Annotated in this window: 15 protein-coding genes; 7 read left to right on the forward strand and 8 right to left on the reverse strand. The window is 67.3% G+C overall.

What is annotated here, in order from left to right; genetic code table 11:
- Positions 1-352 precede the first annotated feature (352 nt).
- Positions 353-799 carry a cell division protein SepF gene (locus Mth01_RS10510; RefSeq protein WP_239089541.1) on the forward strand — a complete coding sequence of 149 codons (447 nt, stop codon included), beginning with the start codon at positions 353-355 and terminating at the stop codon, positions 797-799.
- 230 nt (positions 800-1029) lie between these two features.
- Here the strand turns inward: Mth01_RS10510 and Mth01_RS10515 are convergent, their stop codons facing one another.
- The 4 genes from Mth01_RS10515 to Mth01_RS10530 form a co-directional block, all read right to left on the reverse strand.
- Positions 1030-2622: a hypothetical protein gene (locus Mth01_RS10515; RefSeq protein ID WP_239089561.1), complete on the reverse strand. Its 1593-nt coding sequence runs from the start codon at positions 2620-2622 to the stop codon at positions 1030-1032.
- 104 nt (positions 2623-2726) lie between these two features.
- Entirely contained in the window at positions 2727-4451 is a 1725-nt protein-coding gene (argS, locus tag Mth01_RS10520) for an arginine--tRNA ligase (protein WP_204015217.1), read from the reverse strand.
- 90 nt (positions 4452-4541) lie between these two features.
- A complete protein-coding gene (gene plsX / locus Mth01_RS10525) occupies positions 4542-5570 on the reverse strand; it encodes a phosphate acyltransferase PlsX (protein WP_239089542.1) in 1029 nt (342 codons plus the stop codon).
- 32 nt (positions 5571-5602) lie between these two features.
- Entirely contained in the window at positions 5603-6193 is a 591-nt protein-coding gene (locus Mth01_RS10530; protein WP_204015220.1) for a DUF1707 SHOCT-like domain-containing protein, read from the reverse strand.
- A 452-nt stretch (positions 6194-6645) separates the two neighbouring features.
- Between Mth01_RS10530 and Mth01_RS10535 the strand changes: the two genes are divergently transcribed.
- Positions 6646-7092: a hypothetical protein gene (locus Mth01_RS10535; RefSeq protein WP_204015223.1), complete on the forward strand. Its 447-nt coding sequence runs from the start codon at positions 6646-6648 to the stop codon at positions 7090-7092.
- Between the two features lie 170 nt (positions 7093-7262).
- Here Mth01_RS10535 and Mth01_RS10540 read toward each other — a convergent pair whose 3' ends face one another.
- The 4 genes from Mth01_RS10540 to Mth01_RS10555 form a co-directional block, all read right to left on the reverse strand.
- Positions 7263-7448: a hypothetical protein gene (locus Mth01_RS10540; RefSeq protein ID WP_204015226.1), complete on the reverse strand. Its 186-nt coding sequence runs from the start codon at positions 7446-7448 to the stop codon at positions 7263-7265.
- 62 nt (positions 7449-7510) lie between these two features.
- Entirely contained in the window at positions 7511-8047 is a 537-nt protein-coding gene (locus tag Mth01_RS10545) for a YbhB/YbcL family Raf kinase inhibitor-like protein (protein WP_204015241.1), read from the reverse strand.
- A gap of 19 nt (positions 8048-8066) precedes the next feature.
- Positions 8067-8846 carry an ABC transporter ATP-binding protein gene (locus tag Mth01_RS10550; RefSeq protein WP_239089543.1) on the reverse strand — a complete coding sequence of 260 codons (780 nt, stop codon included), beginning with the start codon at positions 8844-8846 and terminating at the stop codon, positions 8067-8069.
- Positions 8839-9744 (reverse strand): ABC transporter permease, encoded by a 906-nt coding sequence (locus tag Mth01_RS10555; RefSeq protein WP_204015245.1) that lies wholly within the window; start codon positions 9742-9744, stop codon positions 8839-8841. The genes Mth01_RS10550 and Mth01_RS10555 overlap by 8 nt, the downstream gene beginning before the upstream one ends.
- 388 nt (positions 9745-10132) lie before the next feature.
- Here Mth01_RS10555 and Mth01_RS10560 point away from each other — a divergent pair, with 388 nt between their 5' ends.
- The 5 genes from Mth01_RS10560 (at position 10133) to Mth01_RS10580 (ending at position 15815) form a co-directional block, all read left to right on the forward strand.
- Positions 10133-11794: a peptide ABC transporter substrate-binding protein gene (locus Mth01_RS10560; RefSeq protein WP_204015248.1), complete on the forward strand. Its 1662-nt coding sequence runs from the start codon at positions 10133-10135 to the stop codon at positions 11792-11794.
- Positions 11795-11907: 113 nt separating this feature from the next.
- On the forward strand, positions 11908-12849 hold the full coding sequence (locus Mth01_RS10565) for an ABC transporter permease (RefSeq protein ID WP_204015250.1): 942 nt from the start codon (positions 11908-11910) through the stop codon (positions 12847-12849).
- Positions 12842-13762 (forward strand): ABC transporter permease, encoded by a 921-nt coding sequence (locus Mth01_RS10570; RefSeq protein ID WP_204015253.1) that lies wholly within the window; start codon positions 12842-12844, stop codon positions 13760-13762. The genes Mth01_RS10565 and Mth01_RS10570 overlap by 8 nt, the downstream gene beginning before the upstream one ends.
- A gap of 12 nt (positions 13763-13774) precedes the next feature.
- A complete protein-coding gene (locus tag Mth01_RS10575; protein ID WP_204015256.1) occupies positions 13775-14815 on the forward strand; it encodes an ABC transporter ATP-binding protein in 1041 nt (346 codons plus the stop codon).
- Positions 14799-15815, forward strand: coding sequence for an ABC transporter ATP-binding protein (locus Mth01_RS10580; protein WP_204015258.1), 1017 nt, complete (start codon positions 14799-14801; stop codon positions 15813-15815). Before Mth01_RS10575 ends, Mth01_RS10580 begins: the two co-directional genes overlap by 17 nt.
- Positions 15816-15927 lie beyond the last annotated feature (112 nt).

The following is a 15927-nucleotide window of genomic DNA, read 5'->3' on the forward strand; positions in this document are numbered from 1 at the left end:
CCCGACCGCGGCTATCACGGTCGGCCGGGGCGCTCGCTCGTTCCCGCCCGTTCCCGTGTCCGCCAGGCCCCACCGATCACCAGAACCAGCAGCCCGGAGTCCGTGGCGGCGGCGGCGGTGGGGGCGGCGGTGGGGGCAAGCGCCAGGACCGCCTACCGATTGGGCTGCCCGCCGACTGGGTTAACCCCTGGCCGGTGTTATCCGTTTGCGAGGAGTCGCACAGGGCAGCGAGCATGGAGTTAGAGTGGAACGGCATGAGGATCGATCAACGGGAAGATGAAGTTACTGGCCCTCCACATTAGCGAACCAAAAACAATTAAATGCTCGGGCGTGTCGGTGGGGCGCCGCTGAGGTGTCGATTACGGTCCCTTGTATCGGGACGAGCCCGGAAAAGGACAAGTCGGAAAAGGACGAGCCGATGGGGGCAGTGCGCAAGGTGGCGAGCTACCTTGGCCTGGGTGGAGTGGACCAGTACGACGAGGCTTACGGCGACGAAGACTACGCGGACGACTGGATGCCGGCCGCGGAACGTGCCGCCAAGCGGTGGCAGCCTGCCGCGGAGGCGGCAAAGATCGTGATGGTTCGTCCGCAGAAGTATGACGACGCGCTGACGCTGGGGCGGCATTTTCGGGAGGGGCATGCCGTCGTGATGGACGTGGCAGGCATGTCCACGACCGAGGCTACGCGGATGGTGGACTTCGCGGCCGGGCTTGCTTATGGCTGCGAGGGTCGCATCGAGCGGATCGCCGACAAGGTATTTCTGATCACGCCGGCCAGCGTAGAGGTTTCCACTGCTTGATCAGTTGATTACGTGGATGGTTACGCGATCGACCGGTAACCGTTTCACCGGCCGCTGATCTGGAATGGCGGATGCGCGCCCCGGCTTCGGCTGAAGTCGGGGGTGCCGTACCCGAATCTGGTGCCGCCGCCGCCAATCTTTGCCCCGTCGCGTCGTCCGGGCTTCCGCCGCTCTGCTTTCGGGCTTCTGCCGGTCTTTCCCGTTTCCAGGCGTCTACACCGAACGATCGGTTATGCGGCGCGGGGGCCGCGACGGAGCAGCCGAGTCAGTTCGACCAGGTCCTGGTCGGCGGCGTCGGCCCGTTCCTCCGCTTCTCTGGCGTACTCGTGTAGGACCCACACGGCCTTGTCGGCGAGATCGGACAGTTCCCGTGCCCGCTTCTGGACCTTCTCGATTTCGGCCTGTTCTCGCGCCCTGCGCCCCCAGAGCAGACGACCGCCCCACGCACCGAGTCCGAGTCCCGCTCCCGCGACGACCCAGCCCAAGGAGGTCCAGCCGCCGAGAGACCAGACCTCGAGAGCGCTGGACAGCGCCACAGCGAGTCCGGCCACGGTCGCCACAACCGCGACGCTCACCAGAAGGTAAGCGGGCCCGGGGTGGGACCGGCGGGGAACGCATTCGGTCACGATCCGATGTTCGGCGGCGGACAGGGTTTCCTGGTCGGGCCCTTCCGGGCGGAGTTTCACCGGGTATCCGAGGATTGACAAGGTCACGGTGTCCGGCGGAGGCTCACGTACCACCTTGGCGAGGGTTTCGGCCGCCGCTTTCACCGCGGGTGCGGCCAAATAGATCGCGAGCGCCGCCAGATGCGGGTCACCGTCTGGCTGCACGTCATGTAGCAGATGGCCGGTGAGTGAACTCAGCGGCCCTTGGGGCTCGCCCTGTCCGATCAGCGATCGGAGCACGGCCAGGGGTTCGTCTTCGGCCCAGATCATGCCGCTGACCACCTTGGTGACCTCGACTCCGCCTTCGCTCCGCTGCGGCGCGGACGTGATCTCGGCGCATCGTTCCCGTAGCCGTCGCAGCAGGGCCGCCGCCTCGATCGCCTTCGTGATCTCCGAGATGTTCGCCAGTTCGGGGAAGTCCTGGAGCGACTGCGGCACCGGCACCTCCGCCTCCGCGGCACCCGAATCCGCGGCGGGCGCCGTACCTCCCAGGGCCTCCGGCGCGCCGAGGGCCGCCAGCCACCGCTCGTCCTCGGTCGGTACGGCCACCGCGTCCAGTTTGCGTAGCACGAAGATTTTGCCCACCGGACCGTAGGCGCCGCGTGCGGCGGCGAGCCACAGGGCTCGCTGACCGTGGGTCACCGGATGGTCGGCGGACAGTTCGCCGAAGGCGGTGCCGAGCCACGACGCGTGGATCCGGTCGCCCTGGCCGCACACCGCCAGCGCCAGGCACAGGAAGAGCGTGGTGCGCCGATCGTCGAGGTGGGTGGCGTGAGCCAGGGGTTCCAGGGCGTCCTGTCCGGACATGATGAGCACGAGGGCCTCGATGGCGGGCGCCAGCCAGTAGCCGGGGACGTCGGTGACGCCGGGCGGGAGGGCGGGGGCGCTGCCGTCGGCCGCCAGATGGACGAGGAGCGCTTGGGCGTAGTGGTGCAGTTCGGCCGTGCCTGCCGGGTTTCCGCTGCTGCCCGCGTTCCCCGGGCTCGCCGGGTCCTCCCCGCCTGCACCGATCTGGTCGTCCCCGAAGTTCTCGGTGTTCCCGGTCGGGACGCTCCCGGTCTCGACGCTCCCGGTCTCGACGCTCCCGGTCTCGACGCTCCCGGTCTCGACGCTCCCGGTCTCGACGTTCCCGGGGTCCGGGCTTATGGTCAGGTCCATGCTCACGCGAAAACGCTCCCCGAGGGATTGGCAGGCACTCCCTTGACCGCGCCAGAGTAAACCTCTGACGCGGTAAGGGTGGACAGGACGCGCCGATCGGCGCTTCACATGCGCTCGGGAACCTCGATGCCGAGCAGATGGAGCCCCTGAAGCAGGACGCGGAGGGTCAGCGCGGACAGCGCCAGCCGCGATTGCCGTACGTCCTCGTCCTCGGCCTTGAGCACCGGGCATCCCTCGTAGAACGAGGTGAACGCCTGAGCGAGATCGAACAGGTAGTTGCACAGGCGGTGCGGCTCGGACAGCTCAGCCACCGCCTCCACCACGGACCCGAATCTGAGGAGTTGCAGGGCGAGCGCCCGTTCGGCCGGGTGGCCCAGCCTGATCGGTCCGGTCGCGTCGGCCGGGTCGTACGATCCGGTCCGGAAGATGGACCGGATCCGGGCGGTGGCGTACTGCAGGTACGGCCCGGTGTTGCCGGTCAGCGCGAGCATCCGGTCGAAGTCGAAGACGTACTCGCTGTCGTGGCTGACGGACAGGTCGGCGTACTTCACCGCGCCCATGCCGACCTGGCGGGCGATCTGCCGTCGTACCGCGGGGTCGTAGCCCCGGTCGGCGATGACGGCCTCGGCCCGGACGACGCCCTCCTCCAGCAGCTCGGTCAGTTTGATCGACTTCCCGCTGCGGGTCTTGAACATCTTGCCGTCGCTGCCGAGCACGCTGCCGATCTGGACGTGTTCGGCGTGGACGTCGTCGTGCAGCCAGCCGGCCACCCGGGCGGACTCGAAGACCATCTGGAAATGCAGCGACTGGGTGGCGCCGACCACATAGAGGATGCGGTCGGCCTTGAGGTCCCGGATCCGGTAGCGGATCGCGGCGAGGTCGGTGGTCGCGTAGCCGTACCCGCCGTCGCTCTTGCGGATGATGAGCGGCAGCGGCATGTCGTCACGGCCGGTGAAGCCGGGCGGGAACACGCACAGCGCGCCCTCGCTGACCTCGGCCACGCCCGCATGGGTGAGCTCCTCGCAGACGTCGGCGAGCATCGGGTTGTACATGCTCTCGCCGGCGATGTCGTCGTCGGTGAGCGTGACGCCGAGCAACGTGTACACGTGGTTGAAGTAGCGCTTGGTGTACTCGATGAACTCGTGCCACAGCCGCAGGGTCTCCGGATCGCCGCCCTGAAGCAGGGGCACCCGGCGCCGGGAACGTTCCTCGAACGCGGGATCGGTGTCGAACTTCAGCCGCGCCTCCTGGTAGTAGGCGTTGCCGTCGCCGGCGGCCAGCCGCCGCAGTGCCTCCTCTTCACCGATGTCGAGCAGGTGCTCGATGAGCATGCCGAACGGCGTGCCCCAGTCGCCGAGGTGGTTCTGCCGGATCACCCGGTTGCCGACGTGTTCGTGTGTGCGGGCGAGCGTGTCGCCGACGATTGTCGTGCGCAGATGCCCGACGTGCATCTCCTTCGCGGCGTTCGGCGCCGAATAGTCGATCACGACCGTCCTGGGCTCCGCGGGCCGCGGCACGCCCAGCCGCTCATCCCGCAGTCGCCGTACGGCCTGCCCGGCGATCCAGTCGTCGCCGAGGGTGAGGTTGAGGAAGCCGGGTCCGCTGATCTCGGCGGTGATGTCGGTCGTGTCGAGGGCCTCGAGCAGGGCCTGGGCGACCTCCCGCGGGGCACGTCGGAGCCGCTTGGCCAGGCTGAGCGCTACGTTCGCCTGGTAGTCGGCGAACTGGGAAGGCCTGATCAGCGGATCTTCGGTGGCGTACTCCGGCCCGAAGGCGGTGCCCAGCGCCTGCTGGACCCGCTCGGCGAGCACGAGCTGCGGGTCGGTCATGCACAAAGCTTATCGGCGCGCGTCGACGCCCCCTACCGCTTATCAGCCCACCTACCAGCGCCGACCATCCGAGGCGGCTGTGGAGGGCGCCTACCAGAGGCGATGTGGTTTCGGGGTGGACGCGGTACGTTCGCCGATCCGGGACACGATGCCCTGGGAGGCCAGCCTGGCGGCGAGCTCGCAGGCCCCCGCGATGCCTCTGGCCCGTGACGAGCCATGCGCGATCACCACGGTTCCGTTCAGGCCCAGCAGTACGGCGCCGCCCTGCGATTCGGGGTCGAGCCTGCCGCTCAGCTCACGGAGCCGCGACCGTTGCAGCATCCCGCCGAGGCGGGCCAGGCGGCTCTCCTCGATGGCCTCCCTGAGCTGGCCGAAGGCGTAGCGAACGCTGCCTTCGATGGTCTTCAGTGCGACGTTGCCGGTGAAACCGTCGGTGACGACGACGTCGACCTTCCCGGTGAGCAGGTCGTGCCCCTCGACGTTGCCGGCGAAGTCGAGACCGGCCGCGTTGGAGAGCAGTTCGTGGGCGCGTTTGGCGAGCTTGTTGCCCTTCTCCGCCTCGGCGCCGATGGTGAGCAGCCCGACCCGGGGATCTCGCATGCCCAGCCCGGCTTCGCCGTACGCCACGCCGAGATGGGCGAACTGCACCAGCATCTCCGGTTTGGCGTCCGCGGTGGCACCCGCGTCCAGCAGCACGGTCGGCTTGGGCCTGGTCGGCAGGACCACCGCGATCGCGGGCCGTACGATGCCGGGTTGGCCGCGCAGGCGCAGCCGGCCGGTGGCGACCACGCCGGCGGTCGACCCGGCGGAGACGATGGCCGCGGCGTCGCCGCGCCGCACGAGATGGCAGGCGACGGCGATGCTGGAGCGGGGCCGGCGCAAGGTGGCGAGGGCGCCCTCGTCCATCGTGAGCGCCTCATCCGCCCGGACGATGGGGACCTCGGCGACCGCGTCGTGTTCGGCCAGTGCCCGGTGAAGCTCGTACGGCCGGCCCACGAGGACGACCCGGACGCCGCGTTCCCGGACGGCCTGTACGGCTCCCGCCACGATCTCGCCGGGCGCGTGGTCGCCACCCATCGCGTCGAGGGCGATGAGCGGTCCTCGCCCTCCAGCCTGCATGGCCGCATCCTAATCAGATGGCCGCATCCTAATCACGAGGTCGGGCGCTGCCCGCGATAGACGACGATCTTGCCGAAGCGCGCCTGGCCGGTGATTCGGATGAGCGGACCGTCTCCCGGCTCTCCTCCGGTCACCGAGCGCTTGGAGAACAGCGCGCTGCCTTCGTCGACGACGCGGGCACCGGGCGGAACCGCCACGATGATCTTTCCGCAGAACGAGTTGAGCTCCAGCGTGACCTCGCGGCCCGGCAGGACGGCGTCGCTGAGGTTCACGATCAGCGCGCCGAAGACGGAGCGCAGCTCGGTGTGGCGGCCGGCCACCCAGCGGCCACGCCGGATCACCTTGCTGAAGACAGCGGAGACCAGGTGGCTCTCCGCGCCCGTGATGAAGCTCGTGATGGGGGAGGACGGCGAGTGTGACACCTCGGGAAGGTCCTTTATCAGAGGCACGAGGTCACCGAGTGTCACGGCCGAGTAGGCGGCGTCGAGCCTGTCCGCGTGCTCGGCGCTGGTCAGGCGACCGGTGGCGAGCGCCTCACCGAGGACGGCCGCGATCCGGTCGCGGTCCGCGTCGGAGGCGCGCTGAGCGGGGTCATCTCCCGCGAATGGGGTGAGGGAAGTCACGCGACCAGCCTATCGCCAAACGCGATATGTCGCGTTGGTGCGGCGACACCTGGCCGCCGAACCACGCGCATCCACACGGTCCCGCAGGGGCCTCCCGCAGGGGCCTCTCGGAGGCGAATCCCGCAGGACGCCCGCCGGTCGGCGCGGCAGTCTGAGGCGCAACGTCAAAAGCCACCGGAAAGAATGGTTTCCCGGTTTCGTAGACGCGTTTACTGTGCCTTTTTCTCGAGAGGGATGATGCCTGACCATGCGGTGGCCGATGGTCCTCTCATATCCGGACTTTACCGGCGCACGGCTGCCCGTACCTGCCGGGAGGGCCGGCGGAGACCGTCACCCCTCGAGGCCGGAGAGCTGATAGAAATTCGTCGTCTCAGTCGGCGGGTGCCGACGCACGGGGGTTCTTGGGTTCGTCATTCCCGCTCTCGTGAAAAGAACAAGAACCGGGGGAAACAATGAAGCGAATCGCTAAGGCGGCCGCCGCAGTCGCACTTGCCGTCGGCATCGGGGGCGCGCTCGCCGCGCCGGCCCAGGCCGCCGTCACCGGCTGGGGAGGTGACAACCCGAATGTCAACCAGGCTGGGCTGCTGAACCTCAACTGCACCCCGCTGCAGGTGCCGATCTCGATCGGCGGAATCGCCCTCCCCATCCTTGGGGTCGCTGCCGACGCCGGCAACCAGCGTACGAACACGCAGGCATTCGCCTGCAACGACGTCGACACCTACCGGGCTGGGAAGCTCGATAGCGCCAGGCCCGGCTGGGCCCACCGGGGCGACTGGGGCAGGAAGCCCACCACGACCGTGGTCATAGTCAAGTGCGGCGACGACGGGCGGCCTTGCCACGACGGCTGCCACGACGGCTGCCGCCCCTGCCACGACGACCCCTGCCGCGACGGCAACTGATCCGCGTCGATCGAGCGACCGATGCGGCGGCAGCCGGCGCCGCTGTGAACATCGGACTCTAGACCCGGCACGAACACCGGCCGGCATCCACCGGATGCCGGCCGGTTCTTTTCCTGTGATGACCGCGATGCGGATGACCGCCGAGTAACGGTCGGGTGCGGTGCTCTGAATCAGTTGGCCCGCTCGGGGAGGCGGCAGGCGGCCGGGCCTCGTACGTGGGTGCGTCGGGCGATCTGGGCCTGCAGCCGGGCCATCTGCCAGTGCAGCTCGATGAGCTGCTCGGTGAGAGTCCCCAGCGGAAGCTCCGCGGGATCTTCGGCGGCCAGGTTGTCGATCGCCGTCGCCAGCTCGCTCATCCCACCCCTCCCCTACATCGAATCTCCGTTCGAATGATAGTCGAACGAGGGGTTCGGCGGTATCAAGTCGCGTACACCGGCGCGATGTATCCGCGGGCGAGGGTGCCCGCCGTGAGGTTGAACCCGACGACGGCCGACGAGGCGTCGTCGCCCACACCCAGCTTCTCCACGCTGAGGGCGTGCACGGCGAACAGATAGCGATGCGGGTGTCCGGGGGGCGGGGCGGCTCCGCCGTACGACTTCAGGCCGTAGTCGTTGCGGGCGTGCACAGCGCCCTGGGGCAGGCCCTCGAAGTCCGGGGCGCTGCCTGCGCCGGCGGGCAGTTCGGTCACCTCGGCCGGGATGTCGAACAGGACCCAGTGCCAGAATCCGCTCCCCGTCGGCGCGTCCGGGTCGAAGCAGGTCACCGCGTAGCTTCGGGTGCCCTCCGGGGCGCCTGACCAGCGAAGGTGCGGGGAGATGTTCTGTCCGGACATGCCCCAGTCGTTGAAGACGTGGTTCTCGCTGAGGCGTTCGCCGTCGCGGACGTCGTCGCTCTCCACGGTCAGTTCGGCCACCTCGGGGAGGTGTTCGTAGGGAATCGGTGGCGGCGTCGGCACGGTGCACCCTCTCTGTGGATCAGGCCTTGTTGTAGGCGTCCAGAACCTCCTGCGGATCGCCCTGCATCCTGATCTTCCCCTTGTGGAGCCAGATCACCCGGTTGCAGGTCTCCTCGATCACGTCAAGATTGTGCGCCACCAGGAAGACCGTCCCGGCGGCCTCGCGCATCTGCTTGATGCGCTGCTGGCTCCTGCGCTTGAACTCGCGGTCTCCGGTCGCGAGGGCCTCGTCGATGAGCAGCACGTCGTGCGTCTTGGCCGATGAGATGGCGAAGCGCAGCCGGGCGCCCATTCCGGAGGAGTAGGTCGACATGGGGAACTGGACGAACTCCCCGATGCCGGAGAAGTCCACGATCTCGTCGTACTTCTCGCGCACCTCGGTGGGGGTCATGCCCATGGCGTAGCAGCCGAGCACGATGTTCCGCTCGCCGGTGAGCTCCTTCATGAGCGCGGCGTTGACGCCCAGCAGGGACGGCTGTCCGTTGGTGTAGACGGCGCCCTTGTGCGGCGGGAGAAGCCCCGCGATCGCCCGCAGCAGTGTCGACTTACCCGAGCCGTTGCGTCCGATGATGCCGATCGCGTCGCCGTGATGCGCGACGAAGGTCACACCCTTGACGGCGTGGACCTCCTTCATCTGTGGCCGCCCCTGGCGGCGCAGGACGCGCATGAGCGCGTTCGCCGCGTTCCCCTTCTCGGCGTCGCCGCCCGCGCCGTACACCTTGTAGACGATGTGGAGGTCGTCCACGATGACCGTCGGAGTCCCGCCCCCGGTCGGCCCGCCCTCGGTCACCTCAGCCACGGCCGTACCTCTCCTCGGAGCGCCAGAAGTACCAGAAGCCGCCGACCAGCGCGAACACCGCCCAGAACAGGCAGGTGACCCATGCCCAGCGTTCCGGGAACCTCTCGTAGATGAGCAGGTCGCGCATGAACTCGATGTACGCGGCCGCGGGGTTGAACTCCAGCACCCAGCGGAGGATCTCCGGTTGGTCCGCGGTCCGCTCGGTGATGCTGTAGAAGACGCCGGAGGCGTAGAGCCAGGCACGCAGGATGAACGGCAGCAACTGGTTCATGTCGCGGACGAACGCGCCGATGCGGGCCATGAACAGGCTCATGCCGATGTTGAAGACCAGTTGCATGAGCAGCGGGACCGGGATCAGCAGCCACAGCCACGTGATCTTCTGGACGGTGGCGAGCACGAACAGGATGAGCACGCCCATCGACCAGGCGAGCTGCTGCAACTCCTGGATCGTGTACGCCAGCGGGAGCGCGGCCCGGGGAAAGTGGAGTGCCCGGATGAGCGACAGGTTCGAGGAGATGGACTTGGCGCCGCCGGTCACCGTGCGCTGGGTGAACGTGAAGACCATGACCCCGGTGATGAGGAACGCGGGGTAGTGTTCGATGTTCTTGCTCTGCCCGAGGATGATGCCGAACATCAGGAAGTAGACGGCGGCGTTCAGCAGCGGGGTGAGGACCTGCCAGAGCTGGCCGAGCGCCGACTCCGAATATTTCGAGACGCTTCTCGACGTGGCATACGTCAGGATGAAGTGCCGCCGGTCCCACAGTTGGCGCAGGTAGGCGGGCATGCTGGGGCGTGCGATCGCCCGTCGCAGTCCGTAACGCTCGGCGAGCGCGGCCAGCGACTCCGGGGCTCGGCCGCCCGCCTGGGCGTCCGCGAGGGCGGATTCCGGCTGGCTCATGGCATGGACTCTATTGGATGGTGGTCGGTGAGGTGGCCGCGACGGGCAGGACCGCGGCTTGGTCAAAGGTAGCCCAGGACATCGTTATATGGGAGCAACGGCACGGCGGGTTCGGCATCTCATGGACCATGTACGGGCTGGTGGGTGATATATGTACCTTACTGGGGGCTTTACGACGATGCTGGGCATTTGGGGTCAGCTCGTTGAAATGTGTGTGACGCCCGACTGACACACGTGTGACCGAACTGCAATGAGTCAGAGACTCCTATGGTGTGTCTGATAAGGGATGCTCCGGACGACTGGCAGGGGCGCCGGCTGGTGCGACGTGCCTGGAACACCGGGCTTTACCAGTGAGGACGCCCATCTTAGAGGGAGGACCAAGATCCATATGCGCGTGACTAGGGGCGTAAAGCTTGCCGCGGGAACTGCGCTGCTCGCACTCGCGGTCGCCGCCTGTGGCGGCGGTGGCGGCGACTCCAAGGAGTCCGGTTCGGCGGGGGCACAGCCGGTTCGCGTGCAGATCGCGGAGCCGCAGAACGACCTGATCCCGGGCAACACCGCGGAGACCAGTGGTTCGGAGGTCGTGAGCGCCCTGTTCATCGGCCTCATGAGCTACGACGACAACAAGAAGCCGGTCAACCGGATCGCCGAGTCCATCGAGTCGACCGACCAGGTCAACTGGACCATCAAGATCAAGGACGGCTACACCTGGCACGACGGAACCCCCGTCACCGCGCAGAACTTCGTCGACGCCTGGAACTTCACCGCCTACGGCCCGAACCTGCAGCAGAACAACTACTTCTACTCGGTCGTCAAGGGTTACGACGAGATGAACCCGGCGGACCCGGACGGTGAGGAGGGTCCGAAGGAGGCCCCCGAGCCCTCCGCGAAGACGCTGTCCGGCCTCAACGTGGTCGACGACAAGACCTTCACCGTCGAGCTCACCCACCCCTTCTCGGGCTTCCCGACGATGCTGGGCTACGTCGCGTTCTACCCGCTGCCCAAGGCCGCGTTCGGCGCCGACGGCAAGCTGACGGCCGACTACGGCGCCAACCCCATCGGCAACGGCCCCTTCAAGATGTCGAAGCCGTACAAGCGCGGAACCGACCAGACGATCGACCTCGCCCGCAACGACAGCTTCAAGGAGGGCCAGGCCAAGGTCGACGCGGTCCAGTTCAAGATCTACACGGACCTGAACACCGCGTACAACGACCTGCGGGCCGGCAACCTCGACATCATGGACCAGCTGCCCGCCGAGGCGATCGGCGGCGCCAAGGCCGAGTTCGGCGACCGTTACATCGAGCAGCCGTCCTCCGGCGTCGGCTGGATCGGGTTCAACGTCAAGACCGGCGCCTCGTACTCGAAGAACCCCGAGCTGCGCAAGGCCATCTCGATGTCGATCGACCGCAAGACGATCACCGAGACCGTGTTCTCCGGCACGCGCGTGCCGGCCGACGACCAGATCAGCCCGGTCGTCGCCGGTTACCGCAAGGGCGCCTGCGGCGAGGCCTGCACCTACGACCCGGCCAAGGCCAAGGAGCTGTGGGACGCCAACGGCGGCAAGGACGTCAAGACGATCAACCTGAACTACAACGCCGACGGCGGCCACAAGGAGTGGATCGAGGCGCTGGCCAACAACCTCAGGACCAACCTGCAGGTCGAGGTCCAGGCCAAGCCGTACGAGAAGTTCGCGGACATCCTCAACGACCTGGAGAAGGGCAAGGTCCCCGGCGGCTTCCGCATGGCGTGGATCATGGACTATCCGTCGCCCGAGAACTACCTGCGTCCGATCTTCGCGACCGGCGGTAGCTCCAACTACGTCAAGTACTCCAACAAGGAGTTCGACGAGCTGCTCAAGAAGGGTGACTCTGCCGCTACCTTTGATGAGGGTCTGAAGTACTACCAGCAGGCCGACGACATCGCCCTCAGGGACCTCGCATACGTGCCGATCTACTTCTACACGACCAACGGGGCGTACTCGACGCACGTGAAGAACATCAAGATCGACCCGTTCGAGCACATCGACCTGTTCAACGTGGAAAGGGCCTGACCTCGTGAATCCACCTCGGGCAGTGCTTGATCTGCCCGAGGTGGCCGTACCATCCTCAAGGGCAGCTCAGTGTGTTTGAATCGGGCTGCCCTTTGTCATGACCGGGAGACCTAATGGGTCGCTACGTGATCAGGCGCCTGCTACAGGCGATCCCTGTACTGCTAGGCACCACGTTTCTCATCTTCGCCACGGTCTACGCCCTGCCGGGTGATCCCATCGCTGCGTTGGGCGGGGACCGGCTCCTCGACCCGCTGCTCGTGGCGCGCATGCGAGAGACGTTCCACCTGAATGACCCCCTGCTCGTTCAATACTGGTATTACATCAGCGGTGTCGTCACCGGTGATCTGGGGACGACCTTCCGCGGGGTTCCCGTGGCCTCGTTCTTCCAGCACAAGATCCAGGTGACCTTCAATCTGGCGATAACGGCCCTCGTCTTCGAGGCGATCCTCGGAGTCCTCCTGGGCCTGTACGCGGCGCTGCGTCGCGGCAGGTGGCAGGACCAGGCGATCCTCGCCTTCACCCTGCTCCTCGTGTCGGTCCCCACACTCGTGAGCGGCTTCATCCTCCAGCTCGTGCTGGGCGTGAAGCTCAAGCTGAACACGGGCATCGACTTCTTCCCCGTGGCCGGCATCCAGGACGGCTGGCGCAGCTACCTGGTGCCCGGTCTGGTGCTGGCCGGTCTGTCCGTCGCCTATCTCGCCAGGTTGACGCGGACCAGCCTGATGGAGACGCTCCGGGCCGACTACGTCCGTACCGCGGTCGCGAAGGGCATGCCCAGACGGCGTGTGCTCGGCAGGCATGTGCTGCGCAACTCGCTGATCCCGGTGATCACCTATCTCGGCGCCGACCTCGGCAACCTGATGGGCGGCGCGGTGATCACCGAGACCATCTTCAACCTGCCGGGCGTCGGTCAGCAGCTCTTCCAGTCCGTCTATCTACGAGAGAACGCCGTCGTCGTCGGCATCGTCACCGTGCTGGTGCTGGTCTACATCGTGGCCAACCTGATCGTCGACCTGCTGTACGCCGTCCTCGACCCCAGGATCCGCTATGACTAACGCGACTGTCACCCAAGAACCGGCCAAGCACGCCAAGCGGGTGAAGGCCAAGAAGCCCGCGAGCCTGTGGTCCGACGCATGGTACGACCTGCGACGGAACAAGATCTTCCTGATCGGCTCCGCGCTCGTGTTGATCCTGATCCTGATGGCGGCCTTCCCGTCGCTGTTCTCTCCGATCGACGCGACCAAGGCCGCGACGTGTGATCTCGCGCAGGCTCGTAAGGGCATCACCTCCGAACACTGGTTCGGGACCGACAACCTCGGCTGCGACACCTACTCCCGGGTGATCTACGGCGCCCGGGTGTCCATCATCGTGGGCATCGCGACCGGGGTGATCACCGCCGTCATCGGCGGAGGTCTCGGCCTGCTGGCCGGGTTCTACGGCCGATGGACGGACGTCGTGCTGTCGCGGCTGGCCGAGATGTTCTTCGCCATTCCCGTGATTCTCGGCGCCCTGCTGATCCTCGCGATGATCGGCCGAGACAAGGCCGGGGCGTGGTTCGTGGTCATGGCGCTCGCGATCCTCGCGTGGCCGATGATCCTGCGCATCATGCGGGCCTCGGTCATCTCCGCGAAGAGCCAGGACTATGTGACGGCGGCCCGGGCGCTGGGCGCCGGACCAGGGCGGATCATGATCCGGCACATCCTGCCCAACGCGATCACGCCCGTGATCGTGACGGCCACCCTCAACCTGGGGGTGTTCATCGCGGCCGAGGCGGGGCTGTCCTTCCTCGGCGTGGGCGTCCAGCCGCCGGAGATCTCCTGGGGCCTGATGATCGGCGACGCCCGCAACCGGTTCCTGGAGGCGCCGGAACCGCTGATCTTCCCGGCGGTTTTCCTCAGCATCACCGTGCTCGCGTTCGTCATGCTGGGCGACGCGGTGCGTGACGCGCTCGACCCGAAGCTTCGATAAGGGGGGCGGTAAGTGAAGAACTCAACCGTCGACACGCACACGCTCCCGGCGCAGTGGGCGGACGACGAGCCGCTGCTCGTCGTGGACGATCTGTATGTCGAGTTCCAGACCAGGCAGGGGACCGTCCGCGCCGTCAACGGCGTCTCCTACTCGGTCAACGCGGGCGAGACCCTCGCCGTGCTCGGCGAGTCCGGATCCGGGAAGTCGGTCACGGCCCAGGCCATCATGGGCATCCTCGACATGCCGCCGGCACGCATTCCCAGGGGACAGGTCCGGTTCCGCGGCACCGACCTGCTGAAGATGCCGGACGACGCGCGCAGCCAGATCCGCGGCCGGCGCGTCTCGATGATCTTCCAGGACGCGCTGTCCGCGCTCAACCCGGTCTTCAGCGTGGGCTGGCAGATCGGCGAGATGTTCCGGGTCCACCGCGGCATGTCCAAGCGGGACGCCAGGAAGAAGGCCGTCGAGCTCATGGACCGGGTCCGGATCCCGGCCGCCCGGGACCGCCTGGACGACTTCCCGCACCAGTTCTCCGGCGGCATGCGGCAGCGCATCATGATCGCGATGGCGATCGCGCTGGATCCCGAGATCCTGATCGCAGACGAGCCCACGACGGCGCTCGACGTGACCGTGCAGGCCCAGATCATGGGGCTCCTCGCGGAGATCCAGCGCGACAGCGACATGGGTCTCATCCTGATCACGCATGACCTCGGCGTGGTCGCGGACGTCGCCGACAAGATCGCGGTCATGTACGGCGGACGCATCGTCGAGGAGGCTCCCGTACACGACCTGTACCGGAGCCCGGCGCACCCCTACTCGAAGGGCCTGCTGGAGTCGATTCCGAGGGTGGACCTCAAGGGGCAGGAGCTCTACGCCATCAAGGGAATGCCGCCGAACCTGCTCGAAATGCCGACAGGATGCGCGTTCCACCCCCGTTGTCCGTACCGGCGTGCCAACTGTGAGACCGACGTGCCTCCGCTGCACCCGGTCGGCAGCGGCCGGGGCAGCGCCTGCCACTACTGGAGGGAGGTCCTCGATGGCGGCCACAGCTGAGCCCATCCTGGAAGTCCGCGACCTGGTCAAGCACTTCCCGCTGACCCACGGCATCGTGTTCAAGCGTCAGATCGGTGCGATCAAAGCCGTGGACGGCGTCTCCTTCGACCTGCACCGGGGCGAGACCCTGGGCGTCGTGGGCGAGTCGGGCTGCGGCAAGTCCACCCTGGCCAAGCTGCTGATGGCGCTTGAGCGGCCGACCGCCGGTTCGGTGCGGATCGACGGCAGGGACATCGGCCGGGCGAGGGGCGCGGAGCTCAAGCGCATGCGACGCAACGTCCAGATGGTGATGCAGGACCCCTACACGTCGCTGAACCCGCGCATGACGGTCGGCGACATCGTGGGGGAGCCGTTCGAGATCCATTCGGATGTCGTCCCGCGGGGCGGGCGTCGCAAGCGGGTGCAGGAACTGCTCGAGGTGGTGGGTCTCAACCCCGACCACATCAACCGCTATCCGCATCAGTTCTCCGGCGGTCAGCGTCAGCGCATCGGCATCGCCCGCGGGCTGGCCCTCCAGCCTGACATCATCATCTGCGACGAGCCGGTCTCCGCGCTCGACGTGTCGATCCAGGCCCAGGTCATGAACCTGCTCGAGCGGCTGCAGAACGAGTTCAACCTGGCCTACATCTTCATCGCACACGACCTGTCGGTGGTGCGTCACATCTCCGACCGGGTCGCGGTGATGTATCTGGGCAAGATCGTCGAGATCGGCCGCGACGCCGAGATCTACGACAGCCCGACCCATCCCTACACGCAGGCGCTGCTGTCGGCGGTGCCCGTGCCCGACCCGGAGGGGCGCGAGCACCGACAGCGGATCATCCTGCAGGGCGACCCGCCGTCCCCGGCCAACCCGCCGTCCGGCTGCCGGTTCCGCACCCGCTGCTGGAAGGCGCAGGAGATCTGCGCCGAGCAGGAGCCCGCGCTGGAGGCCCGGCCCGGCAGCTCGCACCCGAGCGCCTGCCACTTCGCGGAGGTCCACGACGTGGTCGGCAGTCACTAGCCGTACGGCCGTGCCGTACGGGATGCCGGTGCCCCGGGAGGATTCGCCCGATCCTCCCGGGGCATTTCGCCGACCGGCGGTGTCAGAGACAGCCTTTAACATGAGGAGGGTC

Source organism: Sphaerimonospora thailandensis, assembly GCF_016863115.1.
Classification (GTDB): domain Bacteria; phylum Actinomycetota; class Actinomycetes; order Streptosporangiales; family Streptosporangiaceae; genus Sphaerimonospora; species Sphaerimonospora cavernae.

Excerpts from the sequence above, each read along its gene's own strand:
- Mth01_RS10515 (WP_239089561.1), bottom strand. The coding sequence starts at position 2,622 with ATGGACCTGACCATAAGCCCGGACCCCGGGAACGTCGAGACCGGGAGC.
- argS (WP_204015217.1), bottom strand. The coding sequence starts at position 4,451 with ATGACCGACCCGCAGCTCGTGCTCGCCGAGCGGGTCCAGCAGGCGCTG.
- plsX (WP_239089542.1), bottom strand. The coding sequence starts at position 5,570 with ATGCAGGCTGGAGGGCGAGGACCGCTCATCGCCCTCGACGCGATGGGT.
- Mth01_RS10535 (WP_204015223.1), top strand. The coding sequence starts at position 6,646 with ATGAAGCGAATCGCTAAGGCGGCCGCCGCAGTCGCACTTGCCGTCGGC.
- Mth01_RS10540 (WP_204015226.1), bottom strand. The coding sequence starts at position 7,448 with ATGAGCGAGCTGGCGACGGCGATCGACAACCTGGCCGCCGAAGATCCC.
- Mth01_RS10555 (WP_204015245.1), bottom strand. The coding sequence starts at position 9,744 with ATGAGCCAGCCGGAATCCGCCCTCGCGGACGCCCAGGCGGGCGGCCGA.
- Mth01_RS10560 (WP_204015248.1), top strand. The coding sequence starts at position 10,133 with ATGCGCGTGACTAGGGGCGTAAAGCTTGCCGCGGGAACTGCGCTGCTC.
- Mth01_RS10565 (WP_204015250.1), top strand. The coding sequence starts at position 11,908 with ATGGGTCGCTACGTGATCAGGCGCCTGCTACAGGCGATCCCTGTACTG.
- Mth01_RS10570 (WP_204015253.1), top strand. The coding sequence starts at position 12,842 with ATGACTAACGCGACTGTCACCCAAGAACCGGCCAAGCACGCCAAGCGG.
- Mth01_RS10580 (WP_204015258.1), top strand. The coding sequence starts at position 14,799 with ATGGCGGCCACAGCTGAGCCCATCCTGGAAGTCCGCGACCTGGTCAAG.